Origin of the sequence: Mycobacterium sp., from assembly GCF_004298145.1 — a bacterium.
Lineage (GTDB): Bacteria > Actinomycetota > Actinomycetes > Mycobacteriales > Mycobacteriaceae > Mycobacterium.
Window position 1 is genome coordinate 65,130 of record NZ_SCRH01000026.1, and the last position, 26,467, is coordinate 91,596.

General features: G+C 69.2%; 24 protein-coding genes and 1 pseudogene. 19 read left to right on the forward strand and 6 right to left on the reverse strand.

Translation table 11 applies throughout. The features are described 5' to 3' along the window. The first annotated feature begins 278 nt into the window (after positions 1 to 278). The 7 genes from pyrR (at position 279) to pyrF (ending at position 9,022) form a co-directional block, all read left to right on the forward strand. Positions 279 to 860, forward strand: coding sequence for a bifunctional pyr operon transcriptional regulator/uracil phosphoribosyltransferase PyrR (gene pyrR / locus EPN51_RS09900; protein WP_293041219.1), 582 nt, complete (start codon positions 279 to 281; stop codon positions 858 to 860). Next, positions 857 to 1,816 (forward strand): aspartate carbamoyltransferase catalytic subunit, encoded by a 960-nt coding sequence (locus EPN51_RS09905; protein ID WP_293041221.1) that lies wholly within the window; start codon positions 857 to 859, stop codon positions 1,814 to 1,816. The genes pyrR and EPN51_RS09905 overlap by 4 nt, the downstream gene beginning before the upstream one ends. Then, the gene (locus EPN51_RS09910; RefSeq protein ID WP_293041223.1) at positions 1,813 to 3,105 is read left to right on the forward strand and encodes a dihydroorotase; all 1,293 of its coding nucleotides are present in this window, start codon (positions 1,813 to 1,815) and stop codon (positions 3,103 to 3,105) included. Before EPN51_RS09905 ends, EPN51_RS09910 begins: the two co-directional genes overlap by 4 nt. After that, entirely contained in the window at positions 3,102 to 3,620 is a 519-nt protein-coding gene (locus EPN51_RS09915) for a transporter (RefSeq protein ID WP_293041225.1), read from the forward strand. The genes EPN51_RS09910 and EPN51_RS09915 overlap by 4 nt, the downstream gene beginning before the upstream one ends. Then, positions 3,617 to 4,738 (forward strand): glutamine-hydrolyzing carbamoyl-phosphate synthase small subunit, encoded by a 1,122-nt coding sequence (carA, locus tag EPN51_RS09920; RefSeq protein ID WP_293041227.1) that lies wholly within the window; start codon positions 3,617 to 3,619, stop codon positions 4,736 to 4,738. The genes EPN51_RS09915 and carA overlap by 4 nt, the downstream gene beginning before the upstream one ends. A 97-nt stretch (positions 4,739 to 4,835) precedes the next feature. Next, positions 4,836 to 8,201, forward strand: coding sequence for a carbamoyl-phosphate synthase large subunit (gene carB / locus EPN51_RS09925; RefSeq protein WP_293041230.1), 3,366 nt, complete (start codon positions 4,836 to 4,838; stop codon positions 8,199 to 8,201). Next, complete coding sequence (gene pyrF, locus EPN51_RS09930; RefSeq protein ID WP_293041232.1) at positions 8,198 to 9,022, forward strand: orotidine-5'-phosphate decarboxylase; 825 nt, start codon at positions 8,198 to 8,200, stop codon at positions 9,020 to 9,022. The genes carB and pyrF overlap by 4 nt, the downstream gene beginning before the upstream one ends. Positions 9,023 to 9,130: 108 nt before the next feature. Here the strand turns inward: pyrF and EPN51_RS09935 are convergent, their stop codons facing one another. Next, positions 9,131 to 9,553 (reverse strand): TOBE domain-containing protein, encoded by a 423-nt coding sequence (locus EPN51_RS09935; protein WP_064940711.1) that lies wholly within the window; start codon positions 9,551 to 9,553, stop codon positions 9,131 to 9,133. A gap of 576 nt (positions 9,554 to 10,129) precedes the next feature. On the opposite strand from EPN51_RS09935, the gene mihF reads away from it, so the two are divergent. The 5 genes from mihF to metK all read left to right on the forward strand — a co-directional run bounded on the left by mihF (position 10,130) and on the right by metK (position 14,171). Then, positions 10,130 to 10,444, forward strand: coding sequence for an integration host factor, actinobacterial type (gene mihF / locus EPN51_RS09940; protein ID WP_007171927.1), 315 nt, complete (start codon positions 10,130 to 10,132; stop codon positions 10,442 to 10,444). 88 nt (positions 10,445 to 10,532) lie between these two features. Beyond that, the gene (gmk, locus tag EPN51_RS09945) at positions 10,533 to 11,204 is read left to right on the forward strand and encodes a guanylate kinase (protein ID WP_293041330.1); all 672 of its coding nucleotides are present in this window, start codon (positions 10,533 to 10,535) and stop codon (positions 11,202 to 11,204) included. A 65-nt stretch (positions 11,205 to 11,269) separates the two neighbouring features. Next, the gene (rpoZ, locus tag EPN51_RS09950) at positions 11,270 to 11,596 is read left to right on the forward strand and encodes a DNA-directed RNA polymerase subunit omega (protein ID WP_293041333.1); all 327 of its coding nucleotides are present in this window, start codon (positions 11,270 to 11,272) and stop codon (positions 11,594 to 11,596) included. Between the two features lie 16 nt (positions 11,597 to 11,612). Beyond that, the gene (coaBC, locus tag EPN51_RS09955; protein ID WP_293041336.1) at positions 11,613 to 12,866 is read left to right on the forward strand and encodes a bifunctional phosphopantothenoylcysteine decarboxylase/phosphopantothenate--cysteine ligase CoaBC; all 1,254 of its coding nucleotides are present in this window, start codon (positions 11,613 to 11,615) and stop codon (positions 12,864 to 12,866) included. A 93-nt stretch (positions 12,867 to 12,959) separates the two neighbouring features. Beyond that, a complete protein-coding gene (gene metK / locus EPN51_RS09960) occupies positions 12,960 to 14,171 on the forward strand; it encodes a methionine adenosyltransferase (RefSeq protein WP_293041339.1) in 1,212 nt (403 codons plus the stop codon). A gap of 73 nt (positions 14,172 to 14,244) precedes the next feature. Here the strand turns inward: metK and EPN51_RS09965 are convergent, their stop codons facing one another. From EPN51_RS09965 to EPN51_RS09975, 3 genes are read right to left on the reverse strand one after another with little or no spacing between them, the layout of a single operon-like run. Then, positions 14,245 to 14,391 (reverse strand): pyridoxamine 5'-phosphate oxidase family protein, encoded by a 147-nt coding sequence (locus EPN51_RS09965; protein ID WP_293041342.1) that lies wholly within the window; start codon positions 14,389 to 14,391, stop codon positions 14,245 to 14,247. 16 nt (positions 14,392 to 14,407) lie between these two features. Further along, on the reverse strand, positions 14,408 to 15,886 hold the full coding sequence (locus EPN51_RS09970; RefSeq protein ID WP_293041345.1) for an NAD(P)/FAD-dependent oxidoreductase: 1,479 nt from the start codon (positions 15,884 to 15,886) through the stop codon (positions 14,408 to 14,410). Continuing rightward, positions 15,883 to 17,271 (reverse strand): cytochrome P450, encoded by a 1,389-nt coding sequence (locus EPN51_RS09975; RefSeq protein WP_293041348.1) that lies wholly within the window; start codon positions 17,269 to 17,271, stop codon positions 15,883 to 15,885. The genes EPN51_RS09970 and EPN51_RS09975 overlap by 4 nt, the downstream gene beginning before the upstream one ends. 76 nt (positions 17,272 to 17,347) lie before the next feature. Between EPN51_RS09975 and EPN51_RS09980 the strand changes: the two genes are divergently transcribed. After that, entirely contained in the window at positions 17,348 to 18,370 is a 1,023-nt protein-coding gene (locus tag EPN51_RS09980) for an AraC family transcriptional regulator (protein WP_293041352.1), read from the forward strand. Between the two features lie 10 nt (positions 18,371 to 18,380). On the opposite strand, the gene EPN51_RS09985 is transcribed toward EPN51_RS09980, so the two are convergent. Beyond that, positions 18,381 to 19,355, reverse strand: coding sequence for an alpha/beta hydrolase (locus EPN51_RS09985; protein ID WP_293041355.1), 975 nt, complete (start codon positions 19,353 to 19,355; stop codon positions 18,381 to 18,383). Here EPN51_RS09985 and EPN51_RS09990 point away from each other — a divergent pair. The 4 genes and pseudogenes from EPN51_RS09990 to EPN51_RS10005 all read left to right on the forward strand — a co-directional run. Further along, entirely contained in the window at positions 19,354 to 20,136 is a 783-nt protein-coding gene (locus tag EPN51_RS09990; protein ID WP_293041358.1) for a lysoplasmalogenase, read from the forward strand. The genes EPN51_RS09985 and EPN51_RS09990 overlap by 2 nt on opposite strands. Positions 20,137 to 20,216: 80 nt before the next feature. After that, positions 20,217 to 22,229 carry a primosomal protein N' gene (locus tag EPN51_RS09995; RefSeq protein ID WP_293041361.1) on the forward strand — a complete coding sequence of 671 codons (2,013 nt, stop codon included), beginning with the start codon at positions 20,217 to 20,219 and terminating at the stop codon, positions 22,227 to 22,229. 128 nt (positions 22,230 to 22,357) lie between these two features. Further along, positions 22,358 to 22,843, forward strand: a complete 486-nt coding sequence (locus EPN51_RS10000; RefSeq protein WP_293041364.1) for a MarR family transcriptional regulator — start codon at positions 22,358 to 22,360, stop codon at positions 22,841 to 22,843. Beyond that, positions 22,842 to 22,952 (forward strand): annotated as a pseudogene (locus tag EPN51_RS10005) (2-isopropylmalate synthase); the annotation flags it as partial. The gene EPN51_RS10000 and the pseudogene EPN51_RS10005, both read left to right, overlap by 2 nt. 8 nt (positions 22,953 to 22,960) lie before the next feature. On the opposite strand, the gene EPN51_RS10010 reads toward EPN51_RS10005, so the two are convergent. After that, the gene (locus tag EPN51_RS10010) at positions 22,961 to 23,788 is read right to left on the reverse strand and encodes a methyltransferase domain-containing protein (RefSeq protein ID WP_293041367.1); all 828 of its coding nucleotides are present in this window, start codon (positions 23,786 to 23,788) and stop codon (positions 22,961 to 22,963) included. Between the two features lie 182 nt (positions 23,789 to 23,970). Between EPN51_RS10010 and fmt the strand changes: the two genes are divergently transcribed. Together fmt and EPN51_RS10020 are read left to right on the forward strand one after the other, a co-directional pair. Further along, positions 23,971 to 24,918, forward strand: coding sequence for a methionyl-tRNA formyltransferase (fmt, locus tag EPN51_RS10015; RefSeq protein ID WP_293041369.1), 948 nt, complete (start codon positions 23,971 to 23,973; stop codon positions 24,916 to 24,918). Continuing rightward, positions 24,915 to 26,378 carry a transcription antitermination factor NusB gene (locus EPN51_RS10020; protein ID WP_293041372.1) on the forward strand — a complete coding sequence of 488 codons (1,464 nt, stop codon included), beginning with the start codon at positions 24,915 to 24,917 and terminating at the stop codon, positions 26,376 to 26,378. The genes fmt and EPN51_RS10020 overlap by 4 nt, the downstream gene beginning before the upstream one ends. The last annotated feature ends 89 nt before the right edge of the window (positions 26,379 to 26,467 follow it).

Below are 26,467 nucleotides of genomic sequence, written 5' to 3' on the forward strand. Positions count from 1 at the left end.
ACGCCCGCGCTCTGCGCATACTCATTTGCCCGCCTCGCGGCGACAGCGGATGCGCATGCTCGACCCGACACGCCGCCGGCGCCAACGTGTCGCTGTGAGGCCGGCGACATGTTCGGTCCCGGAGAGACTCGTGGGGTGGATGTGACGAGTACGGGTGGGGAGCGATGCGCGCCACACACGCCTGGCGCCGCCGCTGCCGAAATTAGTGCTACGCTGCCGTGCAGTCGACATCCTTTAACGATCCGTCCCGTGAGGCGGAGAAGGAGGTCAAGTTTCGTATGGGTGCTGCGGGCGACACCGGCTCAGGCAGTGATTCCCGGGAATTGATGTCGGCGGCCGACGTGGGCCGCACCATTTCCCGTATCGCACACCAGATCATCGAGAAGACCGCGCTGGATGGTCCCGACGCGCCACGGGTCGTGCTCCTGGGCATCCCCACTCGCGGCGTGATCCTGGCCAAGCGCCTGGCCGACAACATCGGCGAATACAGCGGTGGCTCGCCCTCCGACGTCGCTTGCGGTGCGTTGGACATCACCCTGTACCGCGACGACCTGATGCAAAAACCACCGCGGCCGCTGGAAGCCACCTCGATCCCGGCCGGCGGCATCGACGATGCGTTGGTGATCCTGGTCGACGACGTGCTCTACTCCGGCCGCTCGGTGCGTTCCGCCCTGGACGCGCTGCGCGACGTGGGCCGCCCCCGGGTGGTGCAACTGGCGGTGCTGGTCGACCGCGGCCATCGCGAACTGCCGCTGCGCGCCGACTATGTGGGCAAGAACGTTCCCACCTCACGCAGCGAGAGCGTGCACGTGCTGTTGAAGGAGAACGACGGTGAAGACGGCGTGGTGATCTCGCGATGACGCGCCATCTTCTCGCCGCCGGCGACCTGAGCCTCGATGACGCCACCGCCATCCTCGACGACGCCGACCGGTTCGCCCAGGCTCTGGTGGGCCGCGAGATCAAGAAGCTGCCGACGCTACGCGGCCGCACCATCGTCACGATGTTCTACGAGAACTCGACCCGCACCCGGGTGTCCTTCGAGGTGGCCGGCAAGTGGATGAGCGCCGACGTGATCAACGTCAGCGCCGCAGGATCGTCGGTGGGCAAGGGCGAGTCCCTGCGCGACACCGCACTGACGCTGCGGGCGGCCGGGGCGGACGCGCTGATCATCCGGCATCCGGCGTCGGGCGCGGCACACCTGCTTGCCGAATGGACCTGCGCCGGCGACGGTTCCGGCCCCTCGGTGATCAACGCCGGGGACGGCACCCACGAGCACCCGACCCAGGCGCTGCTGGACGCGCTCACCATTCGCCAGCGGCTCGGCGGCATCGAGGGCCGGCGCGTCGTGATCGTCGGCGACGTCCTGCACAGCCGGGTCGCCCGCTCCAACGTCATGCTGCTGGCAACGCTGGGCGCCGAAGTGGTCCTGGTGGCACCGCCCACGCTGTTGCCGGTCGGCGTCGACGGCTGGCCGGTCACGGTGTCGAACGACTTCGACGCCGAACTGCCCGCCGCCGACGCGGTGCTGATGCTGCGGGTGCAGGCCGAGCGGATGAACGGCGGCTTCTTCCCGTCGGTGCGCGAATACTCTTCCCTGTACGGGCTTTCCGATCGCCGCCAGGCGCTGCTGCCCGGCCACGCTGTGGTGCTGCACCCGGGCCCGATGCTACGTGGCATGGAGATCGCATCATCGGTGGCCGACTCATCGCAATCGGCTGTGCTGCAACAGGTTTCCAACGGTGTTCATGTGCGGATGGCGGTGCTGTTCCACGTGCTGGTCGGCACCGAATCCGCCGGAGAAGAGGGTGCGGCGTGAGCGTGTTGCTGCGCGGGGTTCGGTTGTACGGCGAAGGCGACCGGGTCGACGTCCTGGTCGATGACGGTCAGATCGCCGCGATCGGCCCCGGCCTTGACATTCCCGACACGGCCGACGTGATCGACGCCACCGATCAGGTGGTGCTGCCCGGCCTGGTGGACCTGCACACCCACCTGCGGGAGCCGGGCCGCGAGTACGCCGAGGACATCGAAACAGGTTCGGCCGCCGCGGCTTTGGGCGGCTACACCGCGGTGTTCGCGATGGCCAACACCAACCCGGTCGCCGACAGCCCGGTGGTCACCGACCACGTCTGGCACCGGGGCCAGCAGGTCGGTCTGGTCGACGTGCACCCGGTGGGCGCGGTCACCGTCGGGCTGGCCGGCAAAGAGCTCACCGAGATGGGCATGATGGCGGCCGGGGCCGCTCAGGTGCGGATGTTCTCCGACGACGGCATCTGCGTGCACGACCCACTGGTGATGCGCCGCGCCCTCGAATACGCCACCGGCCTGGGCGTGCTCGTCGCCCAGCACGCCGAGGAGCCCCGGCTGACGATCGGAGCCGTCGCCCACGAAGGACCCACCGCCGCCCGGCTGGGCCTGTCGGGGTGGCCCAGGGCGGCCGAGGAATCGATCGTCGCCCGGGACGCGCTGCTGGCACGCGACGCCGGCGCCCGGGTGCACATCTGCCATGCCTCCACCGCGGGCACCGTCGAGATCGTGAAATGGGCTAAGGATCAAGGGATTTCGATCACCGCCGAGGTCACCCCGCACCACTTGATGCTCGACGACAGCCGACTGACCAGCTACGACGGGCGTGACCGCGTCAATCCACCGCTGCGCGAAGCGGCCGACGCGGTGGCGTTGCGCCGGGCGCTGGCCGACGGCGTGATCGACTGCGTGGCCACCGATCACGCCCCGCACGCCGAGCACGAGAAGTGCGTGGAGTTCTCCGCGGCGCGGCCCGGCATGCTGGGGCTGCAGACGGCGCTGTCGATCGTGGTGCAGACGATGGTCCTCCCGGGGCTGCTGACCTGGCGTGACCTCGCCCGGGTGATGAGCGAAAACCCCGCCCGCATCGCACGCCTGCCCGATCACGGCCGGCCGCTCGAGGTGGGGGAGCCGGCCAACCTGACGGTGGTGGACCCCGACGCCTCGTGGACCGTCGCCGGGCCCGACCTGGCCAGCCGTTCGGCCAACACGCCCTACGAAGCGATGACGTTGCCCGCCACCGTGACCGCGACCCTGCTGCGCGGCAAGATCACCGCCCGAGACGGGAAGTGCCCGGTATGAATTCAGGCACGCTGGTGGGGTCGCTGATCTTCGCGGCCGTGCTGGTGGTGGCGATCACGGTGGTGATCCAGCTGATGATGCGCACCTGGCAGCGCCGCGCGCAGCGGCAGGCCGAGCTCATCGGCAACCTGCCCGAGATCCCCGACGAGGTGGGCGCGGCGGGCATCACCACCCGCGGCCACTATTGCGGTTCCATGATGGCGCCCGGCTGGAGTGAGCGGATCGCGGCCGGCGATCTCGGTTACCGGAGCAAGGCGGTGCTGACCCGCTATGCCGGGGGTATCATGGTGGAACGCCTGCGGGCCCAACCGATTTGGATTCCAAAGGATTCGATCACGGCTGTCCGCATGGAGCGCGGAATGGCGGGCAGGCCGGCCCGGATTGGCATCTTGGCGATCCGCTGGCGGCTGCCGTCGGGTGTCGAGATCGATACCGGTTTCCGGGCGAATGACCGCCACGACTACGACGGGTGGCTTCGGGATCGACGCGATGGCCAGGAGAAAGAGGTCGCGTGAGCAGTAAGGCGCTATTGGTACTCGAAGACGGCCGCGTCTTCGCCGGCACCCCGTTCGGCAAGGTCGGCCAAACGCTGGGCGAGGCAGTGTTTTCCACCGGCATGTCCGGCTACCAGGAGACGCTGACCGATCCCAGTTACCACCGCCAGATCGTGGTGGCCACCGCGCCGCAGATCGGCAACACCGGCTGGAACGGCGAGGACGCCGAGAGCCGCGGCGACAAGATCTGGGTCGCCGGCTACGCGGTGCGCGATCCCTCGCCGCGCGCGTCCAACTGGCGCGCCACCGGAACCCTGGAGGACGAGCTGATCCGCCAGCACATCGTGGGGATCGCCGGCATCGACACCCGGGCGGTGGTCCGGCATCTGCGCACCCGTGGCTCGATGAAGGCGGGGGTGTTTTCCGGTGGCGCGCTCGCCAACCCGGTCGAGTTATTGCGGCGCGTGCGGGATCAGCAGTCCATGTTGGGCGCCGACCTCGCCGGCGAGGTCAGCACACCAGACACCTACATCGTGGAACCCGAAGGGCCGCACCGGTTTACGGTGGCCGCGCTGGATCTGGGCATCAAGACCAACACGCCGCGCAATTTCGCCCGCCGCGGCATCCGCAGCCACGTGTTGGCATCGTCGGCGACCTACGAGCAGATCGCCGACATCAAGCCGGACGGCGTGTTCTTGTCCAACGGCCCGGGCGACCCGGCCACCGCCGATCACATCGTGGCGGTCACCCGCGAGGTGCTGGGCGCCGGGATCCCGTTGTTCGGCATCTGTTTCGGCAATCAGATCCTGGGCCGGGCGCTGGGCCTGTCCACCTACAAGATGGTGTTCGGTCACCGCGGCATCAACATCCCGGTGATCGACCACGCGACCGGGCGGGTGGCGGTGACCGCACAGAATCACGGCTTCGCGCTCGAGGGGGAGGCCGGCCAGTCCTTCGACACGCCGTTCGGCTCGGCGGTGGTCAGCCACACCTGCGCCAACGACGGAGTGGTCGAGGGCGTCAAACTCGCCGACGGGCAGGCCTTTTCGGTCCAATACCATCCGGAGGCCGCCGCCGGCCCACACGACGCGAATTACCTGTTCGACCAATTCATCGAGCTGATGGCGGGGGAGCGCTGATGCCACCCACCCCGGCAAGTGTGCGTGTTTGTACGGCGACACGCCGTCACCGCTGTACATCTGCAAGCTCTCGCGTCCCGACCGGAGGGGGAAGGTAGTGCCGCGTCGCACCGACCTGCGTCACGTGCTGGTGATCGGTTCAGGTCCGATCGTCATCGGCCAGGCCTGCGAGTTCGACTACTCGGGCACCCAGGCCTGCCGGGTGCTGCGTGCCGAGGGGTTGCAGGTCAGCCTGGTCAACTCCAACCCGGCCACCATCATGACCGACCCTGAGTACGCCGACCACACCTACGTCGAGCCCATCACCCCGGCCTTCGTCGAACGGGTGATCGCGCAGCAGGCGGAGCGCGGCAACAAGATCGACGCGCTGCTGGCCACCCTGGGCGGGCAGACGGCGCTGAACACCGCGGTTGCGCTGTATGAAAACGGGGCGCTGGATCGCTACGGCGTCGAGCTGATCGGCGCCGATTTCGACGCCATCCAGCGCGGCGAGGACCGGCAGCGGTTCAAGGACATCGTCGCCAAAGTGGACGGTGAATCCGCCCGCAGCCGAGTGTGTTTCACCATGGAAGAGGTCCGCGAGACGGTCGCGGAACTCGGCCTTCCGGTCGTCGTTAGGCCGAGTTTCACGATGGGCGGGCTGGGTTCGGGGATGGCGCGATCCGTCGAGGAGGTCGACCGGATGGCCGGTGCCGGGTTGGCCGAAAGCCCCAGCGCCAACGTGCTCATCGAGGAATCGATCTACGGCTGGAAGGAATTCGAGCTCGAGCTGATGCGCGACGGCAACGACAACGTCGTCGTGGTGTGCTCGATCGAGAACGTTGACCCGATGGGCGTGCACACCGGTGACTCGGTGACCGTCGCGCCGGCGATGACGCTGACCGACCGCGAATACCAGCGGATGCGGGATTTGGGCATTGCGATCCTGCGTGAGGTCGGGGTGGACACCGGCGGCTGCAACATCCAGTTCGCGATCAATCCCACCGACGGCCGGCTGATCGTGATCGAGATGAACCCCCGGGTGTCGCGGTCGAGCGCGCTGGCGTCCAAGGCCACCGGCTTCCCGATCGCCAAGATCGCCGCCAAGCTGGCCATCGGTTACACCCTCGACGAGATCGTCAACGACATCACCAAGGAAACACCGGCCTGCTTCGAGCCCACCCTGGACTATGTGGTGGTCAAGGCGCCGCGGTTCGCCTTCGAGAAATTCCCGGGCGCCGATCCGACCCTGACCACCACCATGAAATCCGTCGGCGAGGCAATGTCGCTGGGCCGCAACTTCGTTGAGGCACTGGGCAAGGTGATGCGGTCGCTGGAGACCAGCCGCGCCGGCTTCTGGACCAAGCCCGACCCCGACGGTGGTGTCGAAGAGGTGCTGACCCGGCTGCGGACACCGACCGAGGGCCGCCTCTACGACATCGAACTCGCGCTGCGCCTCGGCGCATCGATAGAAGAGGTCGCACGGGTCTCCGGCGTGGACCCGTGGTTCGTCGCGCAGATCGACGAGCTGATCGCGCTGCGTGCCGAGCTGATCGCCGCCCCCGTGCTCGACGCCGAACTGCTGCGGCGCGGCAAGCACAACGGCCTGTCGGACCGCCAGATCGCAGCGCTGCGGCCCGAATTGGCCGGCGAGAACGGGGTGCGGTCGTTGCGCGAGCGGCTCGGCGTGCACCCGGTGTACAAGACGGTCGACACCTGCGCGGCCGAGTTCGAGGCCAGGACGCCCTACCACTACAGCAGCTACGAACTGGACCCCGGCGCCGAAACCGAGGTGGCCCCGCAGACCGAGAAACCCAAGGTGCTGATCCTCGGGTCGGGACCCAACCGCATCGGCCAGGGCATCGAATTCGACTACAGCTGTGTGCATGCCGCGACGACGTTGTCGCACGCCGGCTTCGAGACGGTGATGGTCAACTGCAACCCGGAGACGGTGTCCACCGACTACGACACCGCCGACCGGCTGTACTTCGAGCCGCTGACCTTCGAGGACGTCCTCGAGGTCTTCCACGCCGAGCAGCAGTCTGGTGGAGACGGGCCGGGGGTCGTCGGGGTGATCGTGCAGCTCGGCGGGCAGACCCCGCTCGGGCTGGCACAACGCCTCGCCGACGCGGGCGTACCGATCGTCGGCACCCCGCCGGAAGCCATCGATCTGGCGGAGGACCGCGGCGCGTTCGGTGACCTGCTCAGCGCGGCCGGCCTGCCGGCGCCCAAGTACGGCACCGCAACCACTTTCGCCCAGGCCCGCCGGATCGCCGACGACATCGGATACCCGGTGCTGGTGCGGCCCTCCTACGTGCTGGGCGGTCGCGGCATGGAGATCGTCTACGACGAGGAGACGCTCAAGGGCTACATCACCCGCGCGACCGAACTCTCACCCGAGCACCCGGTGCTCGTCGACCGCTTCCTCGAGGACGCGGTGGAGATCGACGTCGACGCGCTGTGCGACGGGACCGAGGTGTACATCGGCGGCATCATGGAGCACATCGAGGAGGCCGGCATCCATTCCGGCGACTCGGCGTGCGCGCTGCCGCCGGTGACGTTGGGCCGCAGCGACATCGAGAAGGTGCGCCGCGCGACCGAGGCCATCGCCCACGGTATCGGCGTGGTCGGGCTGCTCAACGTGCAGTACGCGCTCAAGGACGACGTGCTCTACGTCCTGGAAGCCAACCCGCGCGCCAGCCGCACGGTGCCGTTCGTCTCGAAGGCCACCGCGATCCCGCTCGCCAAGGCGTGCGCGCGGGTCATGTTGGGCGCCAGCATCTCCCAGCTTCGCGAGGAGGGGATGCTGGTGGCCTCCGGGGACGGCGCTCACGCGGCCCAGAACGCACCGATCGCGGTCAAGGAGGCGGTGCTGCCCTTCCACCGCTTCCGCCGCGCCGACGGCTCGGGCATCGATTCGCTGCTCGGCCCGGAGATGAAGTCCACCGGCGAGGTGATGGGGATCGACCGCGACTTCGGCAGCGCCTTCGCCAAGAGCCAAACCGCCGCCTACGGGTCGCTGCCCGCCCAGGGCACCATCTTCGTGTCGGTCGCCAACCGGGACAAGCGCTCATTGGTGTTCCCCGTCAAGCGCCTGGCCGACCTGGGATTCCGCGTCCTCGCCACCGAGGGCACCGCGGAGATGTTGCGCCGCAACGGGATTCCCTGCGACGAGGTCCGCAAGCACTTCGAGGACCCGCAGCCGGGCCGTCCCGCACAGTCGGCGGTGGACGCGATCAAGGCCGGCGAGGTCGACATGGTCATCAACACGCCCTACGGAAACTCCGGTCCGCGCATCGACGGCTATGAGATCCGTTCGGCCGCGGTGTCGGTCAACATCCCCTGCGTCACCACGGTGCAGGGCGCCTCGGCCGCGGTCCAGGGCATCGAAGCGGGCATCCGCGGCGACATCGGGGTGCGGAGCCTGCAAGAACTGCACAGCCAGATCGGCAACGGCGGCCTGCCCGGAAACGGGGCCCGGTGACCGGCTTCGGCGTCCGGCTGGCCGGCGCCAAAGCCGAACGCGGGCCGCTGTGCGTGGGCATCGACCCCCACCCCGAACTGCTGCGGGCATGGGACCTGCCCACGACCGCCGACGGGCTGGCCGCGTTCTGCGACATCTGCATCGAGGCGTTCTCCGGATTCGCTGTCGTCAAACCCCAGGTGGCGTTCTTCGAGGCCTACGGCGCCGCCGGATTCGCCGTACTGGAACGCACCATCGCGGCCTTGCGTTCGGCCGGCGTGCTGGTGCTGGCCGACGCCAAGCGCGGTGACATCGGAACGACGATGTCGGCCTATGCCGCTGCCTGGGCGGGCGATTCGCCGCTGGCCGCCGACGCGGTGACGGCCACGCCGTACCTGGGGTTCGGGTCGTTGCGGCCGCTGCTGGAAGCCGCCGCGGCGCACGACCGGGGGGTGTTCGTGCTGGCGGCCACCTCCAACCCGGAGGGCGCGACCGTGCAGCGGGCCGCATTCGACGGCCGCACGGTGGCCCAGTTGGTCGTCGACCAGGCGGCGGTGGTGAATCGGTCCGCGACCCCGTCCGGGCCGGGATATGTCGGCGTCGTCGTGGGCGCGACGGTGCTGCATGCGCCCGATCTCAGTGCCCTGGGCGGTCCGGTCCTGGTGCCCGGGCTCGGTGTCCAGGGTGGGCGGCCCGAGGCGCTCGCCGGGCTGGGCGGGGCGGAGCCGGGGCAGCTGCTGCCCGCGGTGGCACGCGAGGTGCTGCGCGCCGGGCCGGGGGTGGCGGAGCTGCGCGGGGCGGCCGATCGGATGCTGGACGCCGTCGCCTACCTGGCGGTGTGAGCGGGCCGGAACGGGCCCGATGGTGGCGACCCGCTGCGCCCGGCTACGCCGCGCTTGCGATCGCCACGGCCGCGCTGGCGATCGCCACGGGTCCGATGGCGATCGCCACTAGTCCGACGCCAGTGCCGTACTGGGCTGGGCGGTTTCGACGATGACGGTGGTGGCCTTGACGACGGCCACCGCGACGCTGCCGGGGCGCAGCTGCAACTCCTCCGCGGCCTCGGTGCTCATCAGCGAAACCACGGTGAACGGACCGCACTGCATCTCCACCTGGGTCATCACCTTGTCGCTGACCACCGATGTGACCAGCCCGACGAAGCGATTGCGGGCCGAGCTGCCGATGCTGAGCGGGTCGGCCGGCGGCGCGGGCGCGTTGCTGCGGGAGAAGCGGGCAAGGTCCTCGCTGGCGATCACCTTGCGGCCCGCGGCGTCGTGACTGACCTCCAATGCGCCCTGGTTGATCCAGCGTCGCACGGTGTCATCACTGACGCCGAGCAGCTCAGCCGCCTGACGAATTCGCAGGTTGGACACGCCCCGATGGTATCTGATCCCAGACTGCGGATTAACTGAGACGTGGCTCGGCGCGGCGTCGTGCCGCGCTTGTCAGGAATCGCGGCCGCCCATCGTTCCCGGCGCCGGGGATCGCGCCCAAAAGCCCCCGCGGGCACGCTGCGCCCGTCGCATCGGGCGAGGCGGCGCCGCTGGCGTGCCCTTTGACCGGCGCGATGCGACACGCGCGACACGCCGTGACGAATGCGTGATCCCTCGCACCGCCCGTTGCGGGTGCGCGGCCGCGCATTTCCGATCGGCCCCCGCACCGCACCCAGCGCCGACCTGAAAACTGAAACCGCTGGTAGAAAGCTCAAGTGCGACCGAAAGCGACCGCGGCAAAGCCGCCCGGACGGCGTCCCGGCGGGCGTCATCGACGCCGTCTGGCGCGGCGCTTTGGCGGTCCGCACGCCCTTGCATGCTGGGAGTTTGCCCCGTTTAGCAGGGGGGCGGGTTAGATTTCGTCAGGAGGCCTGAGTACGGTCGTCTCCGCTGGCAGAAGAACCGGCGAGACAAAATGAGATCGATTGAAAGTGATTGATCAGATACGGAGGAATCGTGGCCCTTCCCCAGTTGACCGACGAGCAGCGCGCGGCCGCGTTGGAGAAGGCGGCTGCCGCACGTCGAGCACGAGCAGAGCTCAAGGACCGGCTGAAGCGTGGCGGCACCAACCTCACCCAGGTGCTCAAGGACGCCGAGACCGACGAAGTCCTGGGCAAGATGAAGGTTTCGGCGCTTCTCGAGGCGTTGCCCAAGGTGGGCAAGGTCAAGGCGCAGGAAATCATGACTGAGCTCGAGATCGCCCCCACCCGCCGCCTGCGCGGTCTCGGCGATCGTCAGCGCAAGGCCCTGCTGGAAAAGTTCGGCTCCTAAACCGCTCGCCGACGATGCAGGCCGAACGGCCTGAGGAGAAGGCGGGCAATCCGACCCAAGCCGTGGGTGCACCTGCCCAGGAGCGCCTGTGAGCGCCGGCGGGGGACCGGACGTCCAGCACGGGGCACGTCCCGAACCATCGGGTGACGGACGTGTGGTCGTGCTGTCCGGTCCCTCAGCGGTCGGCAAGTCGACGCTGGTCCGGTGCCTGCGCGAGCGGGTCCCGGACCTGCATTTCAGTGTCTCGGCCACCACGCGGGCGCCGCGGCCCGGCGAGGTCGACGGCGTCGACTACCACTTCGTCAGCCCCGCCCGGTTCCAGCAGCTCATCGACGAGGGCGCGCTGCTGGAGTGGGCCGAAATTCACGCGGGACTACACCGCTCGGGCACCCTGGCCGAGCCGGTTCGGGCCGCCACCGCCCGCGGGTTTCCAGTCCTGATCGAGGTCGACCTGGCCGGAGCCAGGGCCGTGAAGCAGGCGATGCCCGAGGCCCTGACGGTGTTTTTGGCGCCGCCCAGCTGGGAGGACTTGGAGGCCCGGCTCGTCGGCCGGGGCACCGAGACCCCGGAGGTCATGCAGCGGCGCCTCGAGACCGCCCGCATCGAAATGGCGGCCCGGGACGACTTCGACCGGGTGGTCGTCAACCGTCGATTGGAGTCTGCGTGCGCTGAATTGGTATCCTTGCTGGTGGGAACTGCGCCGCACCGGCATGACCCAGCTGGCCAGACCAGAAGCCAGACCACATCCAATCAAGATTGAGCACCGAACTTTCAGCGGTGATCAGCCGTTTTGGGGCTCCAGCCCGCCAAGGAGATTGACCTCTAGTGACTATTCCGCAGTCCGACGCGGCGCTGGCCGCCGTCCCCGACCGGTTCGATCCTGCCGCCGGGGGACAGGGCGCATACGACACTCCGCTGGGCATCACCAACCCGCCCATCGACGAGCTGCTGGAGCGCGTCTCGAGCAAGTACGCCCTCGTCATCTACGCGGCCAAGCGGGCCCGTCAGATCAACGATTACTACAACCAGCTCGGTGAGGGCATCCTCGAATACGTGGGGCCGCTGGTCGAGCCCGGGCTACAGGAAAAGCCGCTCTCGATCGCGCTCCGTGAGATCCACGGCGACCTGCTCGAGCACACCGAGGGCGAGTAACAGGGCCGGGCGCGCTGTGGACCGCACGCGGATCGCCAAACGAGTCGTAGTCGGTGTCTCCGGTGGCATCGCCGCCTACAAGGCGTGCACCGTCGTCCGTCAGCTGTCCGAGGCCGGTCATTCGGTCCGGGTCATTCCGACCGAGTCCGCGTTGCGCTTCGTCGGGGCCGCCACCTTCGAGGCGCTCTCCGGCCAGCCGGTGCACACCGGCGTCTTCAACGACGTGCCCGAGGTTCCGCATGTGCAGCTCGGCAAGCAGGCCGACCTGGTTGTGGTGGCCCCGGCCACGGCGGATCTGCTGGCCCGGGCGGTGCACGGCCGGGCCGACGATCTGCTGACCGCCACCCTGCTCACGGCACGATGCCCGGTGCTGTTCGCGCCGGCGATGCACACCGAGATGTGGTTGCACCCGGCCACCGTCGACAACGTGGCCACGTTGCGCGCGCGGGGTGCGGTGGTGCTCGAGCCCGCCGCCGGGCGGCTCACCGGGACGGACAGCGGGTCGGGCCGGCTGCCCGAAGCCGAGGAGATCACCACCCTCGCCCACCTGCTGCTGGAACGCCACGACGCGCTGCCCTACGACCTCGCCGGCTGCAAAATGCTGGTGACTGCCGGCGGCACCCGCGAACCGGTCGATCCGGTGCGCTTCATCGGCAACCGCAGCTCCGGCAAGCAGGGCTACGCGGTGGCGCGGGTAGCGGCCCAGCGCGGTGCCGAGGTCACGCTGATCGCAGGCCATACCGCCGGGCTGATCGATCCCGCCGGTGTCGAGGTGGTCCATGTCAGCTCGGCGAGCCAACTGGGCGACGCGGTGTCCAAGCGCGCCCCGGAGGCGGACGTGCTGGTGATGGCCGCCGCGGTCGCCGACTTCCGGCCCGCGCACGTTGCCGCCGCCAAGATCAAAAAAGGAGCCGAGGCACCCCCCACGATCGAGCTGGTGCGTAACGACGACGTGCTCGCCGGGGCGGTGCGGGGCCGGGCGCATGGGCAGCTGCCCAACATGCGGGCCATCGTGGGCTTTGCCGCCGAGACCGGGGACGCCAACGGCGATGTGCTGTTTCACGCCCGCGCGAAGCTGCAGCGGAAGGGCTGCGATCTGCTGGTGGTCAACGCCGTCGGCGAGGGCCGCGCGTTCGAGGTGGACAGCAACGACGGCTGGCTGCTGGCGTCCGACGGCACCGAGTCGGCGTTGCAGCACGGCTCCAAGACCTTGATGGCCAGTCGTATCGTGGATGCGATCGCCGCGTTCCTGCACGGGGATAGCGGGTAGGGCGGTCGAGTTCTTCCCGGCACCGGGACGGGTGCCGACCGGGCTGACGCGAGCCGATATAATTCGGTTGACTAACTATTTGGAAGGATTGGCATGAGCGAAAAGGGTCGCCTGTTTACCAGTGAGTCGGTGACTGAGGGACATCCCGACAAAATCTGTGACGCGATCAGCGACTCGGTCCTCGACGCCCTCCTTGCGCAGGATCCCCGCTCACGTGTTGCCGTCGAGACGCTGGTGACCACCGGGCAGGTGCACGTGGTCGGTGAGGTGACGACGACGGCGAAAGAGGCGTTCGCCGACATCACCAAGACGGTCCGCGAGCGGATCCTCGACATCGGCTACGACTCGTCGGACAAGGGCTTCGACGGGACATCCTGCGGGGTGAACATCGGCATCGGCGCGCAATCGCCCGACATCGCCCAGGGCGTCGACACCGCCCATGAGACCCGCGTCGAGGGCGCGGCCGACCCGCTGGACGCCCAGGGCGCCGGCGATCAGGGCCTGATGTTCGGTTATGCGATCAACGACACCCCCGAGCGGATGCCGCTGCCCATCGCGCTGGCCCACCGCCTGTCGCGCCGGCTGACCGAGGTGCGCAAGAACGGCGTGCTGCCCTATCTGCGCCCGGACGGCAAGACGCAGGTCACCATCGAATTCGAGGACGACATCCCGGTCCGGTTGGATACCGTGGTCATCTCCACCCAGCACGCGGCCGACATCGACCTGGAGGACACCCTGACCCCCGACATCCGGGAAAAGGTGCTCAACACCGTGCTCAACGACCTGGCGCACGACACGCTGGACACGTCCTCGACGCGGCTGCTGGTCAACCCGACCGGCAAGTTCGTCGTCGGAGGCCCGATGGGTGACGCGGGGCTGACCGGCCGCAAGATCATCGTCGACACCTACGGCGGGTGGGCGCGGCACGGCGGCGGGGCGTTCTCCGGCAAGGATCCGTCCAAGGTGGACCGCTCGGCGGCGTACGCGATGCGCTGGGTGGCAAAGAACATCGTCGCCGCCGGGCTGGCGGAGCGGGTCGAGGTGCAGGTGGCCTACGCCATCGGCAAGGCCGCGCCGGTCGGCCTGTTCATCGAGACCTTCGGCACCGCCACGGTCGACCCGGTCAAGATCGAGAAGATCGTTCCGGAGGTGTTCGACCTGCGTCCCGGCGCGATCATCCGCGACCTGGACCTGCTGCGTCCGATCTACGCGCAGACCGCCGCCTACGGGCACTTCGGCCGCACCGACATCGAACTGCCCTGGGAGCAACTGAACAAGGTCGACGACCTCAAGCGCGCCATCTAGGTTTGCCGCGGTCTACGTTTCGCAAGCGAACGTGACGTTGCCGTCACGTTCGGGGCCGAGCGTGACTGCTGTGTCACGTTCGGCGGTCACCTCCGCAATAGCCCTTGGGGGACAGGTTGATTCGCCCTCGCTCGGAGGGGGCGGTGGCGACGAAGAAAACGGCCTGTCCGGCGATGAAGTCGCGAAGCGACTCGTCGATGCGCGGAAATTCCTTCGCCACCCGCGCAGCGTAGCCGCTAACCGGTGAAGCGGTAGTCGTCCAAATCGAATCGCCGACTGCGCCAATAGGCCTCCACCGTTGTCGAGGGGCGCAGCGGCACGTCGCCGTTCTTGTCGAAGTAATAGCTATTGGCCAGTCGGCAACTGTCCTGCCAGAAGACCTGACGATGCCGCTTGCGCATCATCTCGGCGAAATACCGGTCGTTGGCCTCCTCGGTGACCTCGACCCGCGTCGCACCCTTGCGGCGAGCCTGCTTGAGACACCGCACGATGTGGTGGGTCTGGGTCTCGATCAGTGCGAAATACGACGAGCCCACATAGCCGTACGGGCCCATCACGCTGAACAGGTTGGGGAACCTGGGAACGCTCACACCCTCATAGGCCTGTAGCCGGTGCTCGTCCCAGAACCTGCTCAGCGTCGTGCCGTTGCTGCCGGTGATCGCAAAGGTCGGCAAGCTGTCGGTGTCCATCACTTTGAATCCCGTTGCCAACAGCAGCACGTCGATCTCGTGGTCGGCGCCGTCGGCGGTGACCACCGCTGCGGGCGTGATCTTGTCGATCGGTTCGGTGACCAGCCGCACGTTGTCGCGGTTGAAGGTGGCCAGATAGCTGTTGTGGAAGCCGGGCCGTTTGCAGCCGACGGCGTAGCGCGGGGTGAGTTGCTCGCGCACGGTGGGGTCGTGAACCTGCTGACGCAGATAGGAAAGCCCGGCCGACTTCATCCTTTTGGCCATCGGAAACACCGTGAAGTATTGCGCCGCGATCGGGAAGGTCAGCTCCACGAAGGCCTGGCTGACCAGCCGCTGGACGACTTTGCCGCCCGGAATGTGCATCGCCCAGCGTGCCGGCGCGGGCAGCGGGACGTCCAGCTTCGGGAAGCACCAAATCGGGGTGCGCTGAAATACCGTGAGTTGGGCGACGATTGGTGCGATTTCGGGGATGACTTGTACGGCCGAGGCGCCGGTGCCGATTACCGCGACGCGCTTGCCCGCCAGGTCCTGGGTGTGATCCCACCGCGCGGTGTGCATGGTGATACCGGCGAAGGAGTCCACGCCGTCGATGTCGGGCAGGTTCGGCACGGTCAGCACGCCGCTGGCGCTGATCAAGAACCTGGCGGTGACTTCGCCACCGGGGTCGATCTGCACCCGCCACAAAGACAGCTCGTCGTCGAACTCGGCGGAAAGCACTTTGGTGTTGAACCGGATCCGCGACCGGATGCCGTACTTGTCGACGCAGTATTCGGCGTAGGCCTTCAGTTCGCGGCCCGGGGCGTAGGTTCGCGACCAGCGCGGGCTCTGCTCGAACGAGAACTGGTAGGAAAACGACGGAATGTCCACGGCGATACCGGGATAGGTGTTCCAATGCCAGGTGCCGCCGACGCCGTCGGCGGCTTCGATCACCAGGTAATCGGGGAGCCCGGCCTCGTCGAGCTTGATCGCGGCGCCGATCCCGGCGAATCCGGCGCCGACGATCAGGGTGTGGTGGTCGGGGTTCATGTGCGCCGCTTTCCGATCACGTGTACCCCGTTCTTCGGCCGTAACGTCAGCGTTGCCTCGAGTTCGACGGGATAACCGGGCGCGAGGTCAAAAGTGAGGCGCTGACTCATGATTGCTGCCATCAGCACCATCTCCATCAGGGCGAAGCTCTGACCGATGCAGATGCGCCGGCCGCCGCCGAAGGGTAGATATGCCGAGCGCGGACGGTCTTTGTCCGGCGGGCAGAACCGGCCGGGATCGAAGTTCTCCGGGTTGGGCCACCAGCGTGGGTCGTGGTGAATGTGGTGGATCGGGATGAGAACGGTGGTGCCGCGGCGGACGTGATGGCCGCCGATGACATCGTTTTCGATGGCCCGCCGCGCGAGGGTCCACACCGCCGAGAAGTAGCGCTGCGATTCCTGCAGGCATGCGGTGGTCCACGGCAGCCCGGCGAGGTCGTCGGCGGTGGGTCGGCGGGGGCCCAGCGCGTCGTCGATTTCGTCGAGCATCCGGTCACGGGCGTCGGTGTGCCGCGCCATCAGATACCAGAACCACGACATGGCGTTGGCGGTGGTTTCGTGGCCGGCGAGCATGAATGTCAGCGCCTCGTCGCGGATCCGCTGCCGTGGCCACCGTCCGTCGTCGGCGCGCAGCAACACATTGAGCAGGTCGGCGGAGTCGGTCGGGTGCGCCAGTCGGTGATCGATCACCGCGTTGACCGCACGGTCCAGGGTGAGCGTGATGTCCTGCATGTCGCGCAACGGCGGCGGCATACGGACGCCGGAGAATGCCAGCCAGTGCAGCGCGTCGTAAACGGGCCGCGGCATGAGGCCCCACAGGCCGAGCCGTTGCAGCCGCTCGGCATGTCGCAAGCCGCGCGTCGCCAGGTCGTTCATGCTTTCCACCAGCGGCCCGAAGTCCTGGCTGAACAGGGAATTGGCGACCACGCGCAGCGTGGCCTCGACCATCGTCTGGTGGATGTCGAATCGCGTCCCGATCGGCAGCGTGTCGGTGACGGCCGTGATCGGATCGATCATCTTCTCGACGATGCCGTTCAGGTGGCGCCGGGCGAAGGTCGGGTTCAGCGGGCCGCGGTGCGCGGCCCAGGACTCGCCCTCGTCGGTGAGCAGGTTGATGCCCGCGGTGGCCCGGACGGGCTCGTACTCGTTCGATTTGACGTATTTCAGCCGGGCCTCGTGCAGCACGTGATCGACGTAATCGGGGTGACTGAGTGAGACGAAACGCCTACCGGCGCAGCGAAACCGAGCGATGTCGGTGCCGCATATGCGGCTCATGAATCCGTCGCCCACATCGAATCCGACAGTGAGGGCCTCGCGCGTCATCGTCCAGGAGCTCAGGCGGGTGGCGGGTCCCGTCGGGGGCCGCTCAGCGGTGAGGGGCGCCATGACTCCCACTGTAGGGGTGACGCGCGCACCGAGTAATGAGATTATCGGACACAGAGTTGGGAATTTAGGACAGGTGATGGCACGCCCCGCGTCAACATTGAGTCATCCGGTGCATGCGACCCGGGTGCTGTGCGAGGTGGCCAGGGAGCGCGGGGTGCCCACGAACGCGGTGTTGGCCGGCACCGCGATCGACCCGGCCGATCTCGACAAGCCGGACACGATGGTCAGTACGGCCGACGAGATCATGGCGGTGCGCCAGCTGCTGGCCCGGCTTCCGGGCCACAGCGGCCTCGGTGTGGATGTGGGCAGCCGGTCCACGCTTACCCACTTGGGGTTGTTCGGATTTGCGGTGATGTCGTGTGGCACGCTTCGGGAATTGTTTTCCATCGCGATGCGCTATTTCGCGCTGACCACGATGCACATCCGTCTCACGCTGTTCGAAACCGCCGAGGACTGTGTCATCGAGCTCGACGCCGACCACCTGCCCGCCGATGTGCGAGGGTTCTTCATCGAGCGTGATATCGCCGGAATCATCACGACTACAACGGCTTTCGCATTACCAGTGACGGAAAAATATGCCGACCAGGTATCGACGGAATTGGCGGTCGACGAGGAGCTGCTGCGGCCGCTGCTAGAGCTCGTGCCGGTTCACGATGTCGCGTTCGGCCGGGCGCACAACAGGTTGCACTTCCCGCGCGCGATGTTCGACGAGCCGCTGCCGCAGGCCGACCGCCACACGTTGGAAATATGCATGGCGCAGTGCGACGTGCTGATGCAGAGCAGCGAGCGCCGCCTGGGCATCACCGCGTTGGTACGCAGCAAGCTATTCCGCGATTCCGGTTTGTTCCCAACGCTTCCCGACGTTGCGGAGGAGCTTGACATCCATGAGCGAACGTTGCGCCGGCGCCTCGCTGAGGAAGGAACCTCGTTTCGCGCGTTGTTGAACGAAGCGCGATCCACCATGGCCGTGGACTTGTTGCGCAATGTCGGGCTCACCGTGGAGGAGGTGTCCACCCGGCTGGGCTACACCGAAGTCTCGACGTTTTCGCATGCGTTCAAACGCTGGTGTGGCGTAGCGCCCAGCGCGTTTTCGCGCTGAGACTAGTGGGCTATGGGTGCAGGGCCTTCTTCAGCGCGGCCAGCCCGCGCTCGAGCGCCTCGGTGGCTGCGGGCACCACACCGGCATAACCCAGGTAGCCGTGCACCAGCGTCTCGGCGTTGTGCACCTCGGCGACGACCCCGGCGGCCGCCAGCAGTTCGCCGTATCGGAGGCCGTCGTCGCGCAGCGGGTCGTACCCGGCGACGCCGATGTAGGCCGGCGCCAAGTTGCTCAGGTCTTTCGCGCGCCCCGGCGCCATGTCCGACGGCGGGTCGAACAGGTTGACTTTGCCCGCGTACCAACGAGAGAACTCGGCGACGGCCTTGACGTCGAGAATCGGCGCGGTGGCATTTTCAGCGAAGGACGGCAGCGAGGCGTCCCACATGGTCGACGGGTACCACAACAACTGGAACCTCAAGGCCGGTCCGCCGCTATCGCGTGCCCGCTGCGCCACCGCGGCGGCGATGGTGCCGCCGGCCGAATCCCCGGCGACGGCGATCCGGCCCGGGTCGGCCCGCAGTTCGGCGGCGTTCTCGGCGGCCCAAAGCGTTGCGGCCCAAGCGTCTTCGACGGCGCCCGGGTAGGGGTGCTCGGGGGCCAGCCGGTAGTCGACGGACACCACGATCGCGTCGGCGCCGACCGCATGCTGGCGGGCCGTGCCGTCGTGGGTGTCGAGGTCGCCGATGACGAAGCCCCCGCCGTGGAAGTACAGCACGACGGGCGCCGCCGGCCTCCCCGGATGACCGTCGGAATGACTTGACGGCCAATAAATCCGGACCGCGATCGAACCCGCGGGGCCCGGAATCGTGCGGTCCTCGACCCGCAGCTCGGGATGCAACGGCCTGCGCGGCAGGTCGCGGAACCGCTGCCGCGCCGCGTCGATTCCGTCCTCGGTGGATAGCCGGAAGGGAACCGCATCCAGTACCTTCTGCAGGATGGGGTCGATCGCGGGTTTCTCGTCGGCTGTGTTATCCAAGCTGGGCATGGACGTACCGTACGCACCTCGTCTGGTGGCCGGCGCCTGGGTGGTGGCCGGCTGGGTGGCCCTCGGCTACGGCATCTACCTGACCGTGCTGGCGCTGCGCTCCCCGCCGGGAATGGAGCTGACCGGGCACTGGGTGCTGCAGCCGGCGTTCAAGGCGTCGATGGCGTTCCTGTTGATGCTGGCCGCGGCGGGGCACGGATGCGTTCGGGAGCGGCGGTGGCTGATGCCGGCGCTGCTGTTGTCGGCCATCGGCGACTGGGTGCTCGCGATCCCGTGGTGGACGCTGTCTTTCATGGTCGGTTTGGCGGCATTCTTGTTGGCGCACTTGTGTTTTATCGCCGCCCTGCTGCCGCTGGTCCCGTCCTTCTCGCCGTCATCGCAGGGCGAGCGGCCGTCGACGCTGCGCATCGCCGCGGTGGTCCTGATGTGTCTGTCGTCGATCGCGCTGCTGGTGTGGTTCTGGCCGCACCTGGGCCCGGACCAGCTGACGCTTCCGGTGACGGTCTACATCGTGGTGCTGACCGCCATGGTGTGCACGGCGTTGCTGGCGAAACTGCCGACGATCTGGACGGCGGTGGGGGCGCTGTGTTTCGCGGCCTCGGACTCGATGATCGCCATCAGCCGCTTCATCCTGGGCAACGAGGCGTTGGCCGTGCCGATCTGGTGGTCGTATGCGGCGGCCCAGATCCTGATCACGGCCGGGTTCTTCTTCGGCCGCGAGTCTCCCGCCGAGGACACCGGGCCGGCCGCCGCCGACGCCCCGGCCCCCGCTGAAGGCTGATTTGTCGTATGCGCCCGCTACGCTGCGGTCCGGACGGTAACAACATTGGATAGCAACATGATTCGCGGTCCGAGGGCGCCGTGAGCCCCAGCGCGCGCACACCGGTCGAGGTGGAACCCATCGCCCGGGTGCTGCCGATGCTGTCGGTACCGCACCTGGACCGCGAGTTCGACTACCTGGTGTCGGCCGAACAGTCCGACGACGCCCAGCCCGGGGTGCGGGTCCGGGTGCGCTTCCACGGCCGGCTGGTCGACGGGTTCGTGCTGGAGCGCCGCCATGACACCGACCACACCGGCAAGCTGGGCTGGCTCGAACGCGTCGTGTCGGCCGAACCGGTCCTCACCCCGGAAATCCGCCGGCTGGTCGACGCGGTGGCGGCGCATTACGCGGGCACCCGCCCCGACGTGTTGCGTCTGGCCGTGCCGGCCCGCCACGCCCGGGTGGAGCGCGAACCCGTCGTGAGCCGGGAGCCGCCGGACCCGGTGATCCCGGCGCCCGTCGACCCGTCGGGCTGGGACGTCTATGGCCGGGGCGCTCAGTTCCTGGCTGCCCTCGCCGAATCACGCGCCGCCCGAGCCGTGTGGCAGGCGCTGCCGGGCGAGCCGTGGACCGAGCGATTCGCCGAGGCCGCCGCGCAAACGGTGCGGGCGGGCCGGTCGGTGCTGGCGATCGTTCCCGATCAGCGTGACCTGGACGCCCTGTGGCGGGCCGCGACGACGCGGATCGACGAGGGCAGCGTGGTCGCCCTGTCGGCCGGGCTGGGGCCGGCCGCACGCTACCGGCGCTGGCTGGCGGCGCTGCGCGGCACCGCGCGACTGGTGATCGGCACGCGCAGCGCGGTGTTCGCGCCGCTGAGCGATTTGGGTCTGGTCATGGTGTGGTCCGACGCCGATGACAGCCTGGCCGAGCCGCGGGCCCCGTATCCGCACGCCCGCGAGGTGGCGATGCTGCGCGCGCATCAGGCCCGGTGCGCGGCGCTGATCGGCGGCTACGCGCGAACCGCGGAAGCCCACGCGCTGGTGCACAGCGGATGGGCGCATGACATCGTCGCGGCGCGGCCCGTGGTGCGCGCCCGCACCCCGCGGGTGATCGCGCTCGACGACACCGGCTACGCCGACGAGCGCGACCCGGCGGCGCGCACGGCACGCATTCCCTCGATCGCGCTGCGCGCCGCCCGCTCGGCGCTGCAGGCCGGGGCGCCGGTGCTGGTGCAGGTGCCGCGACGCGGGTACGTCCCGTCGCTGGCGTGCGCGCGCTGCCGCGCCATCGCCCGGTGCCGGCACTGCACGGGTCCGCTGTCGTTGCAGGAGGGGGGCGCGGCGCTGCTCTGCCGCTGGTGCGGGCGTATCGACCCGACGCGACGGTGCGCGCGCTGCGGGTCGGATGCGGTGCGCGCCGTCGTCGTCGGGGCCCGCCGCACCGCCGAAGAGCTGGGCCGCGCGTTCCCGGGCACGGCGGTGATCACCTCGTCGGGCGACGGCGTCGTGCCCGAGATCGCGCCCGGCCCGGCCCTGGTGGTCGCCACCCCGGGAGCCGAGCCGCACACGTCCGGTGGTTACGGCGCGGCGCTGTTGTTGGACACGTGGGCGCTGCTGGGCCGGCAAGATCTGCGGGCCGCCGAGGACGCGTTGTGGCGCTGGATGAGCGCCGCCGCGCTGGTGCGTGCCCGCGGCGACGGTGGGGTGGTGATGGTGGTCGCCGAATCATCGCTTCCCACAGTGCAATCGCTGATCCGCTGGGACCCGGTGGGGCACGCGGAATCCGAACTGACCGCCCGAACCGAAGTCGGCCTGCCGCCCAGTGTGCACATGGCGGCCATCGATGGAACGCCGGCCGCCGTGGCGGCGCTGCTCGACGAGGCCCGCCTGCCCGACCTCGAAGCCGACCTCCTGGGGCCGGTGGACCTTCCGGCCGGTGTGCGACGCCCGGCGGGAACCCCCGCCGGCGCGCCGGTGACGAGGATGCTGGTGCGCGTGCCCCGCCGCCAGGGCCTGGCGCTGGCGGCCGCCCTGCGCCGCGGCGTCGGCGTGCTCAGCGCCCGGCAAACCCACGAGCCGGCGCGGGTGCAGATCGATCCACTGCACGTCGGATAACTTTCACAAACCGTTACCCCGAGCGACAGTATGTGCATGCAATATTCTCTGTTTACGACATTAGAAGGTTGCTACACTTTTTGTTCCTTAGCCACCGAGAGGCCGGAAACTATCCGGAGAGGGGCGATATGGCAGCGGACAATACGACCGTTGACGAGTCGTTGGATGCCATCACCGATGCTTTGCTGACGGCCTCCCGTTTGCTGATGGCGATCTCGGCCCGCTCCGTCGGGCAGGTCGACGAGACCATCACCATCGCGCAGTTCCGGACGCTGGTAATCCTGTCCAATCGCGGCCCGGTCAACCTGGCCACCCTCGCGGGTCTGCTGGGGGTGCAGCCGTCGGCCACCGGCCGGATGGTGGACCGATTGGTCGCCGCCGGACTGATCGACCGCCTGCCGCACCCGACCTCCCGGCGTGAGCTGCTCGCCGCGCTGACCACGCGCGGCCGCGACGTCGTCCACCAGGTCACCGCGCACCGGCGCGCCGAGATCGCGGCCATCGTCGCGAAGATGCCGCCGCCGGAGCGCCACGGGCTGGTGCGGGCGCTGACGGCGTTCAGCGCGGCCGGCGGCGAGCCCGATGTGCACCTGGACACCGAGCTCGACCCGTAGCCGGCCCGTGGCGATCGCGAGTGCGGCGGTGCCGGGCGAAGCGGGTCGTCACCGGTCGGGTCTTGTGGCGATCGCGAGTGCGGCGGTGCCGGGCGAAGCGGGTCGCCACCATCGGGTCTACGCGCTGCGCTTTGTCGCGGTGACCAGCAGGTACTCCCAGCGCATGGTGCCGTCGACGAGGTGGTGCTGCGCGAGCTCGACGAGCTGGGCGTCGAGCTCGGCGGCCAGCACCCGGTTGTGGCTGATGTTCGCGTAGGCCTCGATCGTGGGCCCGTAGTGCCTTTTGAAGTAGGCGTGTACGGCCTCGGCGCTGCCGAACCGGTTGACCGCCAACGTGCCACGCGCCGTGGTGATTTCGCTGATGCGCTCGCCCAGCAGCGCGGTGACATAGCCAGGGCGCCCCCACAGCGCCGCCGGCGGCACGGGGTGCGACAGGCTCGGCCGGTACGGCCGAATGGTGGCCAGCATCCGGCCGAAGAAGCCTTCCGGGGTCCAGCTGATCACCCCGATCGTCCCGCCCGGCCGGCAGACCCGGACCAGCTCGTCGGCGGCGCGTTGCTGGTCGGGTGCGAACTGCACGCCGATCGCGGACATCACGACGTCGAATTCGCCGTCGCCGAACGGCAGCGCGTGCGCGTTGGCTTCCCGGTAGTCGATCTTCAAGGCCCGGGCGGCGGCCCGGTCGCGTGAGCGGAGGAGCAGCTCCGGGGTGAGGTCGGTGGAGACGACGGCGGCGCCGGCGGCGGCGGCCGGCAGTGAGATATTGCCCGAGCCGGCGGCGACATCGAGGACCCGGACGCCGGGCCCGACGCCGGTGGCTTCGACGAGAGTGGGGCCCAGCGGGGCCATCACCTCCTCGGCCATCAGGGCGTAGTCGCCCAGCGCCCAGACCGTGCGATGTGTGGCGGCGACGCTGGCGTCGCTGACGGTGGAGTCGAGGGTCATCAGACCTCCTTGGGGAAGGGAAGGGTCGTCTCTCGACGTCGTTGTCGACCTGCAGCGGCAGTGCGATCATGCCGCTGAATAATGGCTCCCAGAAATAGTAGCCATAAGCAATAGTGTACGTTCGCAAATCCGGTCACCTCGGGCGGGTCCGGCGGGCGCCCGGAGCTTTCTAGACTGGGCCGGTGCGCCTCGTCTTCGCCGGTACCCCCGAACCCGCGCTGCCCGCACTGCGCCGCCTCATCGACTCGCCGCGCCACGAGGTGATCGCGGTGCTGACCCGCCCCGACGCCGCCGCCGGCCGGCGCGGCAAGCCGGAGCCGTCGCCGGTGGCCCGCGAGGCGCTGGACCGCGGCATCCCGGTGTTGCGGCCATCGCGGCCGAATTCGGAGGAATTCGTCGCGGAACTGTCGCGGTTGGCGCCGGAGTGCTGCGCGGTCGTGGCGTATGGCGCGCTGCTGCGCGACGACCTGCTCGCGGTGCCCCCGCGGGGCTGGATCAACCTGCATTTCTCGCTGCTGCCGGCCTGGCGCGGCGCGGCGCCGGTCCAAGCGGCCATCGCCGCGGGGGATACCATCACCGGGGCCTCGACGTTCCAGATCGAGCCGAGCCTGGACTCGGGCCCGATCTACGGAGTGGTGACCGAGACGATCCGCTCCACCGACACCGCGGGGGAACTGCTTGAGCGCCTGGCTATTTCGGGTGCGGCACTGTTGTCGACCACGTTGGACGGCATCGCGGACTCGACGTTGACACCGCAACCGCAACCGGCCGAGGGGGTCAGCATCGCGCCGAAGATCACCGTCGAGCAGGCCCGGGTGCGCTGGGAGGTGCCGGCCCTCGTGGTGGAACGTCGCATTCGCGCCGTCACGCCCAGCCCCGGCGCCTGGACGGTGATCGGCGACCTGCGCATCAAGCTCGGGCCGGTGGACGCCGGCAACGCATCCGGGATGGCCGCTCCGCCAGAACCGTTGCCGCCCGGCGCGATTCACGTCGACCGCAAATGCGTCTGGGTCGGCACGGGTTCCGATCCGGTTCGGCTGGGTCAAATCCAGCCGCCCGGAAAGAGATTCATGAATGCGGTTGACTGGGCGCGCGGTGCCCGGCTCGATCCCGCGGTGCGGGCTACATGAGCACCGGCCGTGACAGGCCCCAGCGCAACCGGCCAGACCGCAAGCCGGCGCGACCGCAACAACGCGACCGCCGTCCGCCCCAGCGGGATCGCCGGTCTCCGCGCCGGCCACTCGACCCGGCCCGGGCCGCCGCGTTCGATGTGCTTCGGGCGGTCAGCGAGCGCGACGCGTACGCGAACCTGGCCCTGCCTGCCTTGCTGCGCGAACGCGGAATCACCGGCCGCGACGCCGCATTCGCCACCGAGCTGACCTACGGCACCTGCCGTAGCCGGGGCCTGCTCGACGCGGTCATCGGCGCGGCCGCGGAACGCTCGCCGGAAGCCATCGACCCCGTGCTGCTCGACCTGCTGCGCCTCGGCGCGTATCAACTGCTGCGCACCCGGGTCGACGCGCACGCCGCGGTGTCCACCACCGTCGAACAGGCTGGCATCGAATTCGACTCGGCGCGAGCGGGTTTCGTCAACGGGGTGCTGCGCACCATCTCCGGGCGCGACGAGAAGTCCTGGGTCGAGGAGCTGGCCCCGGACCCGGCACGGGATCCGATCGGGCATGGCGCGTTCGTGCACGCCCATCCCCGGTGGATCGCCCAGGCCTTCGCCGACGCCCTGGGAGCGGCCGCGGGCGAACTCGACGCGGTGCTGGCCAGCGATGACGAGCGACCCCAGGTGCATTTGGCCGCACGCGCCGGCGCGCTGACCGCCGCCGAACTGGCGGACGCGGTGGGTGGCACCGTCGGACGTTATTCGCCGTATGCGGTGTACCTGAGCGGCGGCGATCCCGGGCGGCTGGCGCCGGTGCGCGATGGCGTCGCTCTGGTCCAGGACGAGGGCAGCCAGCTGGTGGCCCGGGCGCTGACGCTGGCGCCGGTCGAGGGCGACGCCGGACACTGGCTGGACCTGTGTGCCGGACCGGGTGGGAAGACGGCGCTCCTCGCTTCGCTGGGAATGCAGCAGCACCCGGAGTCGGGGGTCCGGGTCACTGCGGTGGAGCCGGCCCCGCGTCGCGCCGATTTGGTGGCCGAGAACACCCGCGGGCTACCCGTCGACGTGCTGCGGGTCGACGGCCGGCACACCGATCTCGAGCCGACGTTCGACCGGGTCCTCGTCGACGCGCCCTGCACCGGGCTGGGGGCGCTGCGCCGCCGGCCCGAGGCCCGGTGGCGGCGCCAACCGGCCGACGTGCCGATGCTCACCAAGCTGCAGCGCGAGCTGCTCGGCGCCGCGATCGCGCTGACCCGCCCTGGCGGTGTGGTGCTCTACGCCACCTGCTCGCCGCACCTGGCCGAAACCGTCGGGGTGGTCGCCGACGCGCTGCGCCGCCATCCGGTGAGTGCACTGGACGCCCGCCCCTTATTCGAGCCCGTCGCCGACCTGGGCGACGGGCCCTATGTGCAGCTGTGGCCACACCGGCACGGCACCGACGCCATGTTCGCGGCCGCGCTGCGCCGCGAAGCGGGGTAGCGGGGCGGCGACACGAACAGACCCGGCCGCGGCCGCGCTGCGCCGCGAAGCGGGGTAGCGGGGCGGCGACACGAACAGACCCGGCCGCG